Origin of the sequence: Tranquillimonas rosea (assembly GCF_900111315.1) — a bacterium.
Lineage (GTDB): Bacteria > Pseudomonadota > Alphaproteobacteria > Rhodobacterales > Rhodobacteraceae > Tranquillimonas > Tranquillimonas rosea.
On sequence record NZ_FOGU01000018.1, the window covers coordinates 42,354 to 59,137 of the forward strand.

Sequence of the window (16,784 nt, forward strand, 5' to 3'; positions counted from 1 at the left end):
GCCCACCAGATCTTGTGTCGTCCGCGTGACATCCCCGGCGCGACACACTATAAGACAGAGGTCAGGACAAGGAACGATCTGCATGGCCGAAGCCGCCCCCCAGCCGGAAGATTATGGCGCCGATTCCATCAAGGTTCTCAAGGGCCTGGATGCCGTTCGCAAACGGCCCGGCATGTATATCGGCGACACCGACGACGGTAGCGGCCTGCATCACATGGTCTACGAGGTCGTCGACAACGGCATCGACGAGGCGCTGGCGGGGCACGCCGACGCCGTGACCGTGAAGATTCACGCCGACAGCAGCGTTTCGGTGATGGACAACGGGCGCGGCATTCCGGTCGGCCTGCACGAGGAAGAGGGCGTCTCGGCGGCCGAGGTCATCATGACCCAGCTGCACGCGGGCGGGAAGTTCGACCAGAACTCCTACAAGGTGTCGGGCGGTCTGCACGGCGTCGGCGTCTCGGTGGTCAATGCCCTGTCCGACTGGCTTGAGCTGCGCATCTGGCGCGACGGCAAGGAGCATCGCGCCCGGTTCGAGCATGGCGAGACGGTCGAGCATGTCACCGTGGTCGGCGACGCGAACGGGCTGCAGGGCACCGAGGTGCGGTTCCTCGCCTCGACCGAGACGTTTTCGAACACCGACTTCTCGTTCAAGACGCTCGAGGCCCGCCTGCGCGAGCTGGCCTTCCTGAACTCGGGCGTGCGGATCATCCTCGAGGACGACCGCCCGGCCGAACCGCTGCGCTCCGAACTCTACTACGAGGGCGGCGTGAAGGAGTTCGTGAAGTATCTCGACCGCTCGAAGACGCCGATGATCGACGAGCCGATCTTCTTTTCGGGCGAGCGGGACGGCATCACCGTTGAGCTCGCGATGTGGTGGAACGACAGCTACAACGAGATGGTCCTGCCATTCACCAACAACATCCCCCAGCGCGACGGCGGCACGCACATGGCCGGCTTCCGCGGGGCGCTGACCCGGACGATCAACCTCTATGCCGGCTCGTCGGGGCTGGCCAAGAAGGAGAAGGTCAGCTTTTCCGGCGACGATGCGCGCGAGGGGCTGACCTGCGTGCTGTCGGTCAAGGTGCCGGACCCGAAGTTCAGCTCGCAGACGAAGGACAAGCTCGTCTCGTCCGAGGTGCGCCCGGCCGTCGAGGGGCTGGTGAACGAGAAGCTCGCCGAGTGGTTCGAGGAGAACCCCCAGAGCGCCCGCGCCATCGTCACCAAGATCGTCGAGGCCGCGCTGGCGCGCGAGGCCGCTCGCAAGGCGCGCGAGATGACGCGCAAGAAATCCGCGCTGGACGTGGCGTCGCTGCCCGGCAAGCTGGCGGATTGCCAGGTGAAGGACCCCGAGCGGCGCGAGCTGTTCCTCGTCGAGGGGGACAGCGCCGGCGGATCGGCCAAGCAGGGCCGGGCGCGGGCGAACCAGGCGGTGCTGCCGCTGCGGGGCAAGATCCTGAACGTCGAACGAGCGCGCTTCGACCGCATGCTGGGCAGCCAGGAGATCGGCACGCTGATCACTGCGCTCGGCACCGGGATCGGCCGGGACGAGTTCGATCTGTCCAAGCTGCGCTACCACAAGATCGTCATCATGACCGACGCCGACGTCGACGGCGCGCACATCCGCACGCTGCTGCTGACGTTCTTCTTCCGGCAGATGCCCGAGATCATCGAGGGCGGTTATCTCTATATCGCGCAGCCGCCGCTCTACAAGGTGTCGCGCGGCAAGTCCGAGGTCTACCTCAAGGACCACCCCGCGCTCGAGGACTACCTGATCGAGATGGGGGTCGAGGGCGCCACGCTGCGGCTCGGCTCGGGCGAAGAGATCATCGGGCAGGACCTCGCCCGCGTGGTGGAAGAGGCCCGCGCCGTCCGTCGGTCGCTTCATTCCTTCCCGACCCACTACCCGCATACGATCCTCGAACAGGCGGCCATCGCCGGCACCTTCGTGCCGGGGCAGGTCGACGCCGACCTTCAGGGCACGGCCAGCAACGTGGCCGAGCGGCTCGACCTGATCGCGGCCGAGTACGAGCGTGGCTGGCAGGGGCGGATCACGCAGGATCACGGCATCCGCCTGACCCGCGTGCTGCGCGGTGTCGAGGAGGTCCGCACGCTGGACGGACAGGTCCTGCGCTCGGGCGAGGCGCGCCGGCTCGGCAGCCACACCACCGCCTTGCAGGAGGTCTATGGCACTCCGGCCAAGCTGATCCGCAAGGACCGCGAGATGTTGATCCACGGCCCCCTGGAGTTGCTCGACGCGATCCTGAAGGAGGGCGAGAAGGGCCTCGCGATGCAGCGTTACAAGGGTCTGGGCGAGATGAACCCCGACCAGCTGTGGGAAACAACGCTCGACCCCGAGGCCCGCACCCTGCTGCAGGTCAAGATCGAGGACGTGGCCGAGGCCGACGACATCTTCACCAAGCTGATGGGCGACGTCGTCGAACCCCGCCGCGACTTCATCCGCTCCAACGCCCTCAGCGTCGAGAACCTCGACGTCTAGGGGGTCAGGCTTCCACAATTCACGCCGCTTGCAGCCCGCGACAGGCGACCGATCACAAGCCTGCATGGAGTGCGTGGCGGCATGACCCTGTCCACTTTGTCGGGGCAGGGTCAGCTGCGCCTCGCCCGGCGGAAGCTCTCCCCGCCGCCTAGCGCAAGCCGGTCTCCGCTGCCGTGTACATCGCGGCGAGGATGACGTGGGTCGAGGCGGCACCGGGGTCGACATGGCCGACCGAGCGGGCGCCCAGTTTCTTCGACCGGCCACGGCGGCTTTCCATCTGCGCGGTGTCGTCCCGGCCCGACCTGGCGCCGTCGCGGGCGGCGGCGAGGCAGGCGAGCGCGTCCCGGCCCTCGGCCAGTGCGGATTCGGCGTGGTCGACGGCCGGCAGCCAGGCGTCGAGCATCGTCTTGTCGCCGGGCGCGGCGCCGCCGCGCGAGATGATGCCGTCGCGCATCCCACGCAGCCACGCGACCGTGGCGCCCGCGTCGAGGTTCAGCCGGTCCGACACCGCCGCCGCGGCGGCGGTCATGGCGCTGGCATAGAGCGGTCCGGACGAGGCGCCGACGGCGTCGAGGAACGCCTTGGCCATCCGCCGGTTCGTTCCGGTGATCGTCTCATCCGGGGTGGCGCTGTCGAGGGCCGAGAGCACGGCGCTCCAGCCGATGTCCATGGTGACGCCGTGGTCTCCATCGCCGATCACGCCGTCGAGCTCGGACAACCAATCCCGCTGGTCGCGAATGGCGGCGGCGGCGGCGCGGACCATGGCGCGGAACGTCTCGGGCGTGATCGGGCCGTCGGTCGCCAGCGCGCTGCGATCCACGGCTTGCGTCTCGGTGCGGGTGTCGCGGTTGCGGCGCGTGAGCGTCCCCTCGGCCTTGGGGATGTCGCTGCCGACCGAAAGGGCCGGCGCGCGGCAGGGCGCGTCGAGCAGACGGGTCAGGTCGTCGTCGAGCTTCAGGAGCGTCACCGACGCGCCGGCCATCTCGAGAGAGGTCGCGTATTCCCCGACCCATGTGCGGTGTACCGAGACGCCGTTTTCGTCCAGCAGCTGCGCGAGACGCCGCTGGATCACGTAAAGCTCCAGCAGGCCGGTCGCGCCCAGCCCGTTGACGAGAGCCGCCACGCGGTCGCCCCTCGCCAGTTGCAGCGCGTCGGCGACGGGGGCGAACAGCTCGTCCGTCACGGCGTCGGCCGTTTCCAGCGGGCCGCGCCGCATGCCCGGCTCGCCGTGCAGACCCATGCCGATCTCCATCTCTCCGGCGCCTATCTCGAAGTTTGGCTTGCCGGTCTGTGGCATCGAGCAGGCCGTGAGCGCGACGCCCATCGACGCGGTCGCCGCGTTGGCCGCCCGCGCCGCGGCGAGGCAGCCGTCGAGGTCGCGGCCCGCTTCGGCCGCGGCCCCGGCGATCTTGAAGACGAAAAAGTCCCCCGCGATGCCGCGCCGCTCTTGCTTGCGGTCGTTCGGCGCGGAGGCCACGTCGTCGGTCACGGCGACCGAGCGGGCGGGCGATCCGGCGGCCTCGAGCTCTTCGGCGGCCATGTCGAAGTTCATCACGTCGCCGGTGTAGTTGCCGTAGAGGAACAGCACTCCGGCGCCGCCGTCGACGGCCCGCGCCGCATCCAGGATCTGCTCGGGGCTGGGGGAGGCGAAGACGTTGCCAACAGCCGCCGCGTCGGCGAGGCCCCGGCCGACATAGCCGGCAAAGGCCGGCTCGTGACCCGATCCGCCGCCGACCACCACGGCGACCTTGCCGTCGCGGGGCCCGTCGCAGGCCACCACCGCGCGGCTCGTCTCGCCGCGTTTGGTCAGTATCTCGGGATGGGCCGAGACCATGCCCGCGATCGCCTCGGAAATCAGGTCCTCGGGGGCATTGATCAGCTTCTTGGTGCGTTCTGCGGTCATGTCGTGCCTCCTTTCCGGGCGTCGAGGTACTGCTGTGCCGCGGCCACGGTCCGGTCGAGCCACGGCCGTTCCAGCCGACGCGCGGCGTCGAGATCGTTCTGGTCGGGCAGCCAGTGTTCCAGGATCACGCTCATCTCGGGCGGGCACTGCGCCAGTTGGTCGAGGATCCAGGGGATCGGCGCGCGCCCTTCGCCCAGAGGCACGCCGTGGATGCGGAACCCGACGCCGTAGGGATCGGGCGTGATCTCGTAATCCTTGAGGTGCAGGTTGACCGCATAGGGCGCCAGGAGCCGCACGGTCTCTTCGGGCCATTCCAGCGCACAGATCGAGTTCGCCACGTCCAGGCAGACCCCGAGCGAGGGGTCGTTCACGGCCTCGATCAGATCGACCATGCGGGGTGAGGGATAGTTGAAGTGGTTCTCGATCGCGATGCGCATGCCGGCCGCACCGGCCCGTTCGACCAGGGGACGCAGCTTCTCCGCCAGGTCCGGTACCGGGATCTTCGCATCCGCGGCATCAAGGGCGACGCGCAGGATCCGGGCGTCGAGCCGCTGGCCGATCGCGATGTAGCGGGAAACCTCGTCGGCATCGAAGCTTTGCGTTCCCAGCTCCAGCGCGATGCCTTTCGCCCGCGCCGCGTCGGCCAGCCGCTCCTGCTCGGCCTCGGAGAGGCGGTCGAGCGGCATGTTGTCGGCGTACTGAACGACGGGCAGACCATAGGCCTCGGCCGCGTCGAGAATGTCGAACGGTGTCATCGGCGCCGCCGGAACGCGGTCCTTCAGACCGATCGCCCAGCGGAACGCGTATGTCCCAAGCCCCAGTCGCATCTGCTCCTCCCTTGTTCTGCGCCGCCGGGGCGGCGCGCATGGGCGACAGGGTTCGCAGATCGGAGCGTGGGAAGTAATGTAGTTTTACTAACGTAGTTTGTAACTTTTCTTTATAGTTGGGGCGTCAGCGCAGTGTTACGTTTTCCGGGATCGGTGCCAAACGCCGGATCGCGGGAGGATCAAGTGAGCACGAGACGCGTCGCAACGCCATTGTCCAACGTGTCTGTCGAACAGCGCGCCTGGAACATCCGGCACAAGGCACTCCGCATGGGTGAGGTGCAGGGCCAGGGCTATATCGGCCAGGCTCTCGGGATCGCAGATGTTCTGGCCGCCAGTTATTTTCACGCGATGGAGTACCGCCCCGAGGACCCGGAATGGGATGGGCGCGACAGGTTCCTGCTGTCGATCGGACATTACGCCATAGCTCTCTATGCCGTGCTGATGGAGGCGGGCATCCTGCCCGAGGAAGAGCTCGAGACCTATGGAATGGACGACAGCCGGATGCCGATGTCGGGCATGGCGTCCTACACGCCGGGGATGGAGATCACCGGCGGGTCGCTGGGGCACGGACTGGGGATCGCCGTGGGAATGGCGATGGGGCTCAAGCGCAAGCGGAACCCCGCGTTCGTCTTCAACCTCATGTCCGACGGAGAGCTGAACGAGGGCTCGACCTGGGAGGCGGTGATGTCCGCCGTGCAGCACGGTCTCGACAACCTCGTCTGCCTCGTCGACTTCAACGACCAGCAGGCCGACGGCAAGGCGACCGACGCGATGGCGCGGGTGCCGGAAGAGGTGAAGTGGCGTGCCTTCGGCTGGCACGCGCAGCGGGTCGACGGCAACGACATGGAGCAGGTGATCGCCGCGTTCGACGCCGCGCGCACCTTCCCCGACGCGGTGCCGCGGGTCATCATCTTCGACACGACCATGTGCAAGGGTGTCGATTTCCTCGAACAGCGCGAGATCACCCACTTCGTGCGGGTCGAATCCGACGAGTGGGCCAAGGCGCTGAACGTTCTGGAAAAGGGGCGGCCGCAATGACGACGAACTCGATGGCGCGGAAATACGAACCCCGCAAGGTGCCCGAGAAGAAGGTCGCGACCTCGGCGATGATCGCGTCGCTCGCGGCCGAGGGATACGACACCGTCGCGGCCCCGTTCGGGCATGCGCTGGTCGACCTGGCAGAGCGCGACGAGCGGATCGTCGGCCTCTCGGCGGACCTGTCGAAATATACCGACCTGCACATATTCGCCAAGGCGATGCCCGACCGTTTCTACCAGATGGGCATGGCCGAGCAGGTGTTGATGTCGGCGGCGGCCGGGCTGGCGCGCGAGGGGTTCCTGCCCTTTGCCACGACCTACGCGGTGTTCGCGTCGCGCCGGGCCTACGATTTCATCGCGATGGCGATTGCCGAGGAAAACCTTCCGGTCAAGATCGCCTGCGCCCTGCCGGGCCTGACCACCGGCTATGGTCCCAGCCACCAGGCGTTCGAGGACCTGGCGATCTTCCGCGGCTTGCCGAACATGACGCTCGTGGACCCCTGCGATGCCTGCGACGTGGCCGGCATGGTGCCCGAGATCGCCCGCCATCCGGGTCCGGTCTATGCCCGCCTGCTGCGCGGCAAGGTTCCCTCGGTGCTGACGCGGCACAAGCCCGACTACCGGTTCGAGCTGGGCCGCGCGCAGATGATCCGCGAGGGGCGCGACGTGCTGGTGATTTCGACCGGCATCATGACGATGCGCGCGCTCGACGCCGCCGAACGGCTGGCGACGGACGGCGTGGACGTCGCGGTGCTGCATACGCCGACGGTCAAGCCGCTCGACACCGAAACGATCCGCGCCGCGGCCGCCGAGGACGGCCGGCTCGTGGTGACGGCCGAGAACCACACGCTGATGGGCGGTCTCGGCGAGGCAGTGGCGCGAACCCTGCTGACTGGCGGCATCGCGCCGGACTTCCGCATGATCGGGCTGCCGGACGAGTTCCTCGAAGCCGGCGCGCTGCCGACGCTTCACGACATGTACGGCCTCTCGGTGGATCGGGTGGCGGAACAGATCAAGAGCTGGCTGTGAGCCGGCGGACCACGACGGGAGACGATTGAATGGGCCTGCTTGACGACAAATTCGCGGTGATCACCGGGGCGGCGTCGCCGCGCGGTCTGGGCAAGGCGACGGCCCGCCTCTTTGCCGAGCACGGCGCCACGGTGGCGATCCTCGACCTGGACGAAGAGGCGGCGAAGGCCGCTGCCGCCGATCTGGGCGATGGGCACCTGGGCCTGGCCTGCAACGTGACCGACAAGGCCTCGTGCGACGCCGCCGTCGCCAAGCTGATCGAGACCTGGGGCCGGGTCGACGTGCTGGTGAACAACGCCGGCATCACCCAGCCGCTCAAGATCATGGAGATCGGGCCCGACAACTACGACGCCGTGACCGACGTGAACCTGCGCGGGACGCTCTACATGAGCCAGGCGCTGATTCCGGCGATGCGCGAGCGCAAGGCGGGCGCGATCGTCAACATGTCGTCGGTGTCGGCCCAGCGGGGCGGCGGCATCTTCGGCGGGCCGCACTATTCCGCCGCCAAGGCCGGCGTGCTGGGCCTGACCAAGGCCATGGCGCGCGAGCTTGCGCCCGACCAGGTGCGGGTCAACGCGATCTGCCCCGGCTTCATCGCCACCGATATCACGGCGGGGAAGCTGACCGATGAAATGCGCGCACAGGTGCTTGCGGGGATCCCGATGGGTCGCGCGGGCGAGGCGTCCGACGTGGCGGGCTGCGCGCTTTTCCTGGCCTCGGAACTGTCCGCATATTGCACGGGCACCGAGGTCGACGTGAACGGAGGTTCACTCATTCACTGAGGCTGCCATCCCCGCGTCAGGCGGGGCCGGCGCAATCTTTCAAGGGAGGAAAGAAATGAAGACCCTCATCACGGCCCTCGTGGCCACCACCGCGCTTGCCGGCGCGACGCAGGCGCAGGAAGTCACCTTCGCCCACGGTTCGAACCCGGGCAATCCGCGCTTCGTCGCGGCCGAGACCTGGGCCGAGCTGTTCACCGAATGCACCGACGGCCAATCGGTTAATGTCGCGCCTTCGGCCACGATGGGCGACGACGTCGAGATGCTCACCTCGGCCACCGCTGGAGTGATCAACGTCACCGCCAACAGCCAGGGCGCGATGAGCCAGATCGTCCCCGAGATCGCGCTGCTCGGCCTGCCGTTCCTGTTCGAGGACCTCGAGACCGCGTGGAGCGTGCTCGACGGCGAGGTGGGCGAGATGCTCGACACCCGCGCTCAGGACGCCGGGCTGAAGATCCTGGGCTTCTGGGACAACGGCATCCGGCATATCAGCCACGTCTCCAAGACCGTGCCCACGCCGGACGACATCAGCGGCATGAAGATCCGCACGCCCCCCGACACGATGACGGTCGACATCTTCGAGGCGCTCGGCGCCGCTCCGGCGCCGCTGGCGTTCTCGGAACTGCCGACTGCGCTGCAATCGGGGACCTTCGACGGGCAGGAGAACCCGCTGGTCAACATCTACTCGTCGAACATCCACGAGATCACGCCGTACATCACCCTGACCGGGCACAAGTACGAATCCACGCCGGTCGTCGCCGGCTTGGCATGGTGGTCGGGCCTCGACGACGCGACCAAGCAATGCGCGCTGGATGCCACCCAGCAGGCGGGCGAAGAGCAGCGTCAGATGGTGGCGGACCAGTCCGAGAGCCTGGTCACCACGATGGAAGAAGAGGGCGTGACCTTCGAGGAAGCCGATCGTGAGGCCTATATCGAGGCGACGCGCTCGGTCTACGACAAGTACTCCGAAGAGTATCCCGACCTCGTCGAAGCGCTGCGCGACGCGGCGTCGAACTGATGGCGGGCGGAGACGAGCTCTCCGCGACCGACCGGGGCAGGGCGCGCCGCGCCCTGTCCCGCGCCCTTGGCCGCGTGTTGGGCTTCATCGACGTCTCGGGCCGGGCCCTGGGCATCGCCTGCCTCGCGGTGATGTTCGTTGCGCTTCTGACGAATGTCGTGCTGCGGTACCTCTTCGGCTCGGGCATCGCCTGGGCCTACGAGATCCACTCGGTCCTGCTGCCCTGGCTGGTGGCCGCCGGGATCGTCGCGGCCGCGGCGCGGCGACAGCACATCGCCATCTCGATCCTGTCCGACATGCTGACCGGCCGCGGCCGCCATGCGCTCGCCATCCTCATCAACGTGGTGGTGCTGGTGATCGCGATCAGCGTCCTGTGGTCGAGCCAGCCGATCCTCCAGGCCTCCAAGTTCCAGCGGCTCTCGACCCTCGGGATCACTCAAATCTGGGGCTATGCCAGCCTTGTCTACGCCTTCGCCGGGTTGGCGCTGACCTCGGCACTGAATATCGCCCGGGCGTCGCTCGGCGCGGATATCCTCGGTCTCGATCTCGAAGACCAAAGCTTCAGCTAGGAGCGTTCCGATGACTGCCCCTCTCGTCTGGATCTTCTTTCTCCTGATGGCGATCTCGGTGCCGGTGGGCCAAGCGATGCTCGGCGGCACCGCGGCGGCGCTGTGGCTGGCGGACCGGCCGCTGGCGGTGATCGCGCAGCGGCTCTACACGCCGACGCAGAGCTTTCCGATGCTCGCCATCCCGTTCTTCATCCTCGCCGGCAACCTGATGATGTCGGGGCGGTTCGGCACCTATCTCGTGAATATCGCACGGATGTTCGTGGGTCACCTCAAGGGCGGGCTCGGACAAGTTTCGATCATCGGTTCGGTGATGTTCGGCGGCGTCTCGGGCTCGGCGGTGGCGGACGCCTCGGCGCTCGGCAACGCGCTGATCCCGGTGCAGAAGGAGCAGGGCTATCCGGGCGGCTTCGCGGCCGCGATCAACTCGTCCTCCTCGACGGTGTCGGTGCTGATCCCGCCGTCGATTCCGCTGATTCTCTACGGCCTCGTTTCGAACGTTTCGATCATCGACCTGTTCGTCGCCGGCATCCTGCCTGGCCTGATGCTCGGGCTCGGCATGTTCGCGATGGTGTTCTACATCGCGCACCGCCGGAACCTGCCGCGCTCGCCGCTGGAGGGCGGGTTCCGGGCGTTCCGGTCGCAGCTTTTCATGGCGATTCCCGCATTCCTGATGCCCGTCTTCGTGATCGGCACGCTGCGGTTCGGCGTGGCAACCCCGACCGAGGTGAGCGTGATGGCCGTGGCCTATGCGCTGATCGTCTCGGGCGCCATCTACCGCGACCTGACATTCAAGGGCATCTGGCAGGCGGCGGGCAGCACCGTCGTGATGACGGGCGCGGTGCTGCTCATCATCATGGCGTCGTCCACGATCCAGTGGGTCCTGACGTCCGAGCAGGTGCCACAGACCCTGGCCACCTGGGTGGGCGAGAACTTTTCGTCGACCTGGACCGTGATCCTGGCGCTGAACCTCGTGATGCTGGTGGTGGGTGCGTTCCTCGACCTGCCGGCGGCCGTCCTGTTGCTGGGGCCGCTCTTCGTGACGATCGGGCAGTCGATCGGGCTCGACCTGGTGCAGCTCGGGCTGATGATGGTGGTGAACCTGTCCATCGGTCTCTACACGCCGCCGGTCGGCACCACGCTGTTCATCTCGTCGGCCATCGCGCAGGCCAACATCTTCGAGACGATGCGCGCGCTGGTGCCGTTCTATGCGGTGGCGCTGGCGGTGCTGATGCTCATTTCCTTCGTTCCGGCGCTCACGATCTACTGAGGCCCCAGGGCTCGACCTCGATCAGGTCGGGCCCCGATTCCGTCTGGAAGCTGCAGCCGTGGCTTTCCAGAAGCGCCCGCGCGCGGACATCGTGGGAGATCGCCGCGTCGTCCAGCCATTCCGCGAAGCGGTTCACGATGCGGCGGTTGAAGTGGCGGGCCGGACAGACAAGCCAATAGGCGGGAAAGTCCACCACCGGGATGTCCGGAAAGGCCGGCACCAGCTCACCCCGCTCGAGATCGGGCAGGCACAACGTCGCGCTGTCGAGCGCGAGGCCCGCGCCCTGCTTGGCGGTCTCGATCGACATCGACGAGCGGTCGTAGCGGAACGGATAGTCGTAATCCTCGAGCTCGACCTGGTTGGCGGCGAGCCACAGGTCCCATCGGAACATCGCCTTGACGCTGTCGATCAGCCGCGCCGCCGAGAGCCTCTCGGCCACCGTGTCGCCCGCGGCAGCCATCCTGTCGCGATAGCCCGGCGCGCAGAGCGGCAACACGAGGTCGTTCATCACTGGCCGCTCCGCGACCCCGGCCCAGCCCCCGACGCCGTAGCGAAGGTCGAGGTCGACCGCGTCGGTGTCGAAGTTCGAGAAATCCGGTGTTGCGTCGACCCTGATGTTCCAGTCGAGGTTCTGCTCGGCAAAGCTGGCGATCCGCGGTCCCAGCCAGCGCACGCCGAAACTGGGCGACACGCGCAGGGTCAGGTTGCGCACCTCCCGGTGACGCGAGATCGCGTTGCCGGTGTTGCGCAGCGCCGCAAAGGCCCGCGTCGTCGCCTGGAACAGCCGGTCACCCTCTTCGGTCAGGCTCATCCGCCTCTTTTCCCGACGGAACAGCCGGACGCCGAACTGCGTCTCCAGAAGCTTGATCTGCTGGCTGATGGCGGATGGGGTGACGCCCAGCTCTTCGGCGGCCTTGGTGACCGATCCGAGCCGCGCGACCGCCTCGAAATGCTCCGTGCCCTTGAGGTTGATGTTCCGCATGCGTCCTTTCTAGTCCAGCGAACCCGCGTAATCACCCCACCGCGCGGCGGTAGGGCCGAAATTCGACGCCGACCTGGTTTGGTCCCCACGCCGCTCTCCGCCCCGACGAGCGAGCTTTCGCCAGTGCCGTGCACAGGAACAGGCGAACCGTGGCCCATGCGTGACGGTGGGGGAGCCGGGCAGGGGGCAGGGACGTTTCCCAAGTGGCGCGAAACCGGGCAACGGAGCCCGCATTCGCCGCAGTCGTGGAGGACTTGTCATGTTCAAGAATGCTGCAGTTATTTCGCTGGCGACCATGCTCGCCGTATCTCCCGCCTTCGCGCAGGAGGAGGCCCAGTCCGAGGGGCAGGCATCTGAAGAGGCCCAGCCCGAGGAGCAGGCGTCGCCCGAGGCGTCTTCCGAGGCCGTCCCGACTTCCGACGCTGTTGTCCCCGAACAGGAACAGCCAGAGATGCGGGCGGACTGGATCACCGGCGCGACCATCATGTCGACCAGCGGTGAGCGGATCGGCCCGATCCAGGACATCATGATCGATTCCGAGAGCGGCCAGGTCACGGCGGCGATCGTCGGCGTCGGCGGGTTCCTCGGGATCGGTACCAAGCAGATCGCGGTCGCCTGGGACCAGCTTCAGATCGACTATGACGGGCAGGAGGTCCAGATGGACCTCACGCGCGAGGAAGCCGAGGCCGCGCCCGAATATGTGTTCCGTGAGCGTCAGCAGCCGCCGGCGCCCGAGCCGGCGACCGACGGCATGGGCACGGGGACCGGCGGCGAGTCGACGGGCGGCATGGGCACCGGCACCGGTACGACCGCCACGGGCGGCACCTCCGGCATGGCCACCGGCGGCGAGGCGACCGGTGGTGGCGCGAACGGAGGCGAGGCGACGTCCAACTAGAGACGCCCTACCAGTCCCAAAAGGCCCCGTGTGGCGAGCCGCACGGGGCCTCGCCCGCGCCGTGCATGCGCCACCCGAAGCCGGGCCTGCACATGCCGACCGCGACGGGAACCTGGCGCGGTATTGGAGGTTATCGGCACGCCGGACGCGGCGTGTCGCGCCCATTCATGACAGGCTGACCCCGAGACATGGCTGACCTTACCGGGATCGACGAGTCCCTGATCGCGCTCGTCCTCCTTGCGCTGCTCTTCGTCGCGTTCGCGCTGGAGAAATACCCGCCCGATGTCACCGCCGCCGGAGCGGCGGGGCTCTTCATCGTGCTCGGTCTCGTCCCGACGGACGAGGTCATGGCGGTCTTCTCGAACTCCGCCCCCATCACGATCGCGGCGATGTTCGTCGTCTCGGGCGCCCTCGTGCGGACGGGCGTGCTGGACGCGCTGGCAAACCTAGTGATCGGGCGCGCCCAAAGCCGGCCGGTCCTTGCGTTGGGCATCTTCCTCTTGGCGACGATCGCGGCCTCCGCCTTCATGAACAACACGCCCGTCGTGCTGGTGCTGATCCCGGTGGTCATCCGCCTCGCGGCAAGCCTGAAGATCGCGCCCACGCGGCTGCTCATCCCGCTGTCCTATGCCGCCATCCTTGGCGGGACCTGCACGCTGATCGGCACCTCGACGAACCTCCTCGTTGACGGGATCGCCCAGGAAAGCGGGCTCGAGCCGTTCTCGATCTTCGAGATCGCGCCGGTCGGCATCGTCGTGGCGCTCGTCGGGGCCAGCGCGATGCTGCTGCTCGGCAATACCCTTCTGCCGGACCGTGGCTCGCGCGAGGGAAGCGACCGGAGCACCGAGACGACGTACCTGTCCGAGGTGACGATCCTCTCGGGCTACCCTTATCTGGGAAACGCGCTGTCAGAGATCGCGGATTTCCGACGGTCGGACATTCGGGTCACTGGCCTGCGACGGGCAGGCAGGATCGAACGTGGCGCGCTGTCGGACCGGGTCCTGCGGGCGGGCGACGCGCTGGTCATCACCGCGACCACCTCAGAGCTTCTTACACTGGCCGAACAGCCCGGCCTGCGTGTCGGCCTGAGGCGGTCGATCGAGCTTGATGCCGAGGCCAAGCCCCATGTGGCCGAGGCGATCATCACCCCCTCCCGCCGCAGCTCGGGTGTCCGCATCGCCGACCTGGCGCTGGGGCGCCGGGCCGGTGTCCGCGTGCTGGGCGCGTTCCGGTCCCAGCACATCGCCGGCGCGGACCTGTCGAGCGTGCGTCTGCGGCCCGCCGACAAGCTGCTGCTCGAAGGCACCCCCGAGGGGTTCCGGGAACTCGCCCGCCGCGGCGACGTCGTCTCGGTGACAGAGCCGGGCGGACGCGCCTATCGGCGGGCGCAGGCCCCGATCGCAGTGCTGACCCTCGTGGGGATCGTCGTGCTCGCGGCGCTCGGCGTCATGCCCATCGGGGTGCTCGCCCTCGTGGGCGTCGCGGCCATCCTGGTGCTGCGCTGCATCGACAACGACGAGGCGTGGCAGTCGATCGATGCGTCGATCCTGGTGCTGATCTTCTCCATGCTGATCGTCGGGGCGGGGCTGGAGGCCACCGGGGCGGTGGAGATGCTGGTGAGCATGCTGTCGCCATGGCTCAACGGCCTGCCGCCGCATGTCACGCTGCTGGCGGTCTACCTGCTGGGGTCTCTTCTGACCGAGACGGTCACCAACAACGCCGTTGCCGTGATCCTGACGCCGATCGTCATCTCGCTCGCCGAGCAACTCGGCGTCGATCCGCGCCCCTTCGTCGTCGCGGTCATGTTCGCCGCGAGCGCGAGCTTCGCGACGCCCATCGGTTATCAGACGAACACCCTCGTCTACGGCGCCGGAAACTACCTCTTCCGCGACTTCCTCAAGGTCGGCATCCCGATGAACCTGATCGTCGGCGTCACCGCGGTCCTCACGATCAGCGTGGCATTCCCGATGTGAGGGCGTCTTGGGCGGCGGAACAGATGTCTCGCGTACGCCCATGAATCGCCCGTCCCGACGGGTGGAATCGAACAATGCGGCTGTCAGGGACCGGAGACAGGAACGGACAAGCCCCCCACCCAAACGTGGTTCTTTCCGCCACCTTTCGGCGCCTTTTCAAGGGCTTGAGGCCGTCACCGCCCGGCCTGTCCCCACGGGGAATTTCGCCTTGTAAATCCTATGGTTGGCGGGCTATACGCGTCGGCGGAGACGTGGCCGAGTGGTCGAAGGCGCTCCCCTGCTAAGGGAGTAGGCCCGGAAGGGTCTCGAGGGTTCGAATCCCTTCGTCTCCGCCATTCTCATATTTATTACCCTTGTTTCAGTGGCTTATACCCCAAACGGGCGAACTTGCTCCGTAGGTTCGCCATGTTTTGTTCGAGGTGCGTTCTACTTGAGTCTCGTGATGCCATCGGTAGCGAGTGTAGGGCGGTTCACGTCCTTTGTGTAGCGGTCCACTTCCGCGAGTGTCTTGTGACCGGTAACAGCCATGATCTCGTGCGGCGTTGCACCTGCTTCGGCCAGACGTCGTGCGATGGCTTTCCTGAGGCCGTGCGACGTGCACTCCGGAAGACCTGCCTTGTCGCACCATGTCCGCATTTGGTTCCCCAATCCGTTGGGGGAGCGACCGCGTCCATACTTGGTCTGGAGGAAAGTGAAGGCGCCTGATGGGCAGTTGTTCATCACAGCGCGAAGCTGGTGATGAATCGGTATGTCGATGAGCACCCCTCCGCTGTTTTCCGTCTTCTGGCGTCTGTAGCGCAGTCTATCGCCGTGGACATTTCCTCGACCCAGCTTGACCGCGTCCGACCTCGCGGCCCCGGTATAAAGCATCAGGGTCATCGCTGTATGGGCAACGCTTCCGGGCTTATGGACCGCGTAGAACTTCTCGATCTCGGCCTCGCTCCAAGTATGAAAGCCGCCCGATCGCTCCTTTAGGCGCTTCACGTTGTTCGCCGGATTGTCCAGGCTCCAGTCGAGATCCACCGCAAGGTCCATCAGCGCCCTCAGTCGATCCAGCAAGTTGTTCCCGGCAGAAGGCGTCTCAATTTTTTCCGCCAGAATTGTTTGGATATGCCGACGCTTGAGACCGATCGCACTCTTGGTGCCATGCTCCTCGCGGAACCGCTCCAGAATGCCCCTGTAGGTGTTCTTCGTGCTGGGCTTCAGCCCCAGATAGGCTGCCGATCGATAGTAGCGGGCGATTAGGTCGGATATCGACTTCGGGATGGTTTTTCCGGCTCCGGCACCAGGACCGGAGCGCAGTCCTGCGACCGCATCCTCGTAGCGGCGAACGAAATCCGGGGACCCATAATCTGACCCAAGCTCGGCAGAAAATCCCTTCCGCCGAAAGCGCCAACGCCGTGTTCCGTGCCGATCGTAGTAAGCCGACGCACCCGGAAATTCCCTCCTCACGCGCCTGCTCATGCGACACCAAGCTCGGCGTCAGAAATTTGCATCCGAACGATCAGAACATCGACATTCGGTGGAAATTTCGCCGGTGAAAGGTTCGCCAGATGTGGAAATTCGCGAAGCCGGCGAAGGTATGCGGTATTGTAGGTTCGCCAGCATAGAATGTTGATTCTACTTGAAGGGGTCAGTCCCTTCGTCTCCGCCACTTGCCCCTGAGAAAGCGTTCTCGCGATCCGACTGCGGCCGGATTTTCTCGTTGTTTTCGAGGGTCATGCGGGAAGAGCTGAGCACTGCCCTTGCCGCCAAGAGCCCAGAAGGCGGTCTCTCAGGGCCGATATTCTCCGGACCTCACGACTGCGCGGATTTGGTGAACAGCCTATAAATATATGGAATAAAGTGGATTTTTTCCCTTGGTGGCCGAGCACTTCGAAGCTGGTCCCGGCCGGTCCAATCGCGACCAGGTGAGGTGCTCCCCATTTCTTGGACAGGAACTGGCGGTTTCTAAGCTACTCTCCGGGTCTCCTGGTCGGTTTGCATGATCGTCGTGCCGGTGCGG

At 66.6% G+C, this 16,784-nt stretch carries 13 protein-coding genes and 1 tRNA gene; 10 read left to right on the top strand and 4 right to left on the bottom strand.

The features are described from left to right. Positions 1–82 precede the first annotated feature (82 nt). Positions 83–2,500, top strand: a complete 2,418-nt coding sequence (gyrB, locus tag BMZ25_RS19335; protein WP_092696287.1) for a DNA topoisomerase (ATP-hydrolyzing) subunit B — start codon at positions 83–85, stop codon at positions 2,498–2,500. A gap of 148 nt (positions 2,501–2,648) precedes the next feature. Here gyrB and dhaL read toward each other — a convergent pair whose 3' ends face one another. Both dhaL and BMZ25_RS19345 read right to left on the bottom strand, forming a co-directional pair. Further along, positions 2,649–4,403, bottom strand: a complete 1,755-nt coding sequence (dhaL, locus tag BMZ25_RS19340; RefSeq protein ID WP_092696288.1) for a dihydroxyacetone kinase subunit DhaL — start codon at positions 4,401–4,403, stop codon at positions 2,649–2,651. Next, positions 4,400–5,230, bottom strand: coding sequence for a sugar phosphate isomerase/epimerase family protein (locus BMZ25_RS19345; protein WP_092696289.1), 831 nt, complete (start codon positions 5,228–5,230; stop codon positions 4,400–4,402). Before BMZ25_RS19345 ends, dhaL begins: the two co-directional genes overlap by 4 nt. Before the next feature lie 183 nt (positions 5,231–5,413). On the opposite strand from BMZ25_RS19345, the gene BMZ25_RS19350 reads away from it, so the two are divergent. The 6 genes from BMZ25_RS19350 to BMZ25_RS19375 are packed head-to-tail and all read left to right on the top strand — an operon-like array spanning position 5,414 to position 10,929. After that, the gene (locus tag BMZ25_RS19350; RefSeq protein ID WP_092696290.1) at positions 5,414–6,268 is read left to right on the top strand and encodes a transketolase; all 855 of its coding nucleotides are present in this window, start codon (positions 5,414–5,416) and stop codon (positions 6,266–6,268) included. Continuing rightward, positions 6,265–7,296, top strand: coding sequence for a transketolase family protein (locus BMZ25_RS19355; protein WP_092696291.1), 1,032 nt, complete (start codon positions 6,265–6,267; stop codon positions 7,294–7,296). Before BMZ25_RS19350 ends, BMZ25_RS19355 begins: the two co-directional genes overlap by 4 nt. Before the next feature lie 29 nt (positions 7,297–7,325). Continuing rightward, the gene (locus BMZ25_RS19360) at positions 7,326–8,078 is read left to right on the top strand and encodes an SDR family NAD(P)-dependent oxidoreductase (RefSeq protein ID WP_092696292.1); all 753 of its coding nucleotides are present in this window, start codon (positions 7,326–7,328) and stop codon (positions 8,076–8,078) included. Positions 8,079–8,133: 55 nt separating this feature from the next. Further along, a complete protein-coding gene (locus BMZ25_RS19365; RefSeq protein WP_092696293.1) occupies positions 8,134–9,093 on the top strand; it encodes a TRAP transporter substrate-binding protein in 960 nt (319 codons plus the stop codon). Continuing rightward, a complete protein-coding gene (locus tag BMZ25_RS19370) occupies positions 9,093–9,662 on the top strand; it encodes a TRAP transporter small permease (RefSeq protein ID WP_092696294.1) in 570 nt (189 codons plus the stop codon). Before BMZ25_RS19365 ends, BMZ25_RS19370 begins: the two co-directional genes overlap by 1 nt. A gap of 10 nt (positions 9,663–9,672) precedes the next feature. Next, a complete protein-coding gene (locus BMZ25_RS19375) occupies positions 9,673–10,929 on the top strand; it encodes a TRAP transporter large permease (protein WP_092696295.1) in 1,257 nt (418 codons plus the stop codon). On the opposite strand, the gene BMZ25_RS19380 is transcribed toward BMZ25_RS19375, so the two are convergent. Then, positions 10,916–11,911 carry a LysR family transcriptional regulator gene (locus BMZ25_RS19380; RefSeq protein WP_092696296.1) on the bottom strand — a complete coding sequence of 332 codons (996 nt, stop codon included), beginning with the start codon at positions 11,909–11,911 and terminating at the stop codon, positions 10,916–10,918. The two genes, BMZ25_RS19375 and BMZ25_RS19380, sit on opposite strands and share 14 nt — an antisense overlap. Positions 11,912–12,170: 259 nt before the next feature. Between BMZ25_RS19380 and BMZ25_RS19385 the strand changes: the two genes are divergently transcribed. From BMZ25_RS19385 to BMZ25_RS19395, 3 genes are all read left to right on the top strand, one after another. Next, positions 12,171–12,806: a PRC-barrel domain-containing protein gene (locus tag BMZ25_RS19385; protein WP_092696297.1), complete on the top strand. Its 636-nt coding sequence runs from the start codon at positions 12,171–12,173 to the stop codon at positions 12,804–12,806. 188 nt (positions 12,807–12,994) lie between these two features. Continuing rightward, positions 12,995–14,779: a sodium:proton antiporter gene (locus BMZ25_RS19390; RefSeq protein ID WP_092696298.1), complete on the top strand. Its 1,785-nt coding sequence runs from the start codon at positions 12,995–12,997 to the stop codon at positions 14,777–14,779. A 245-nt stretch (positions 14,780–15,024) separates the two neighbouring features. Next, positions 15,025–15,114 (top strand) — tRNA-Ser (locus BMZ25_RS19395). Between the two features lie 91 nt (positions 15,115–15,205). On the opposite strand, the gene BMZ25_RS19400 is transcribed toward BMZ25_RS19395, so the two are convergent. Beyond that, complete coding sequence (locus BMZ25_RS19400; protein WP_092696299.1) at positions 15,206–16,243, bottom strand: tyrosine-type recombinase/integrase; 1,038 nt, start codon at positions 16,241–16,243, stop codon at positions 15,206–15,208. Between the last annotated feature and the right edge of the window lie 541 nt (positions 16,244–16,784).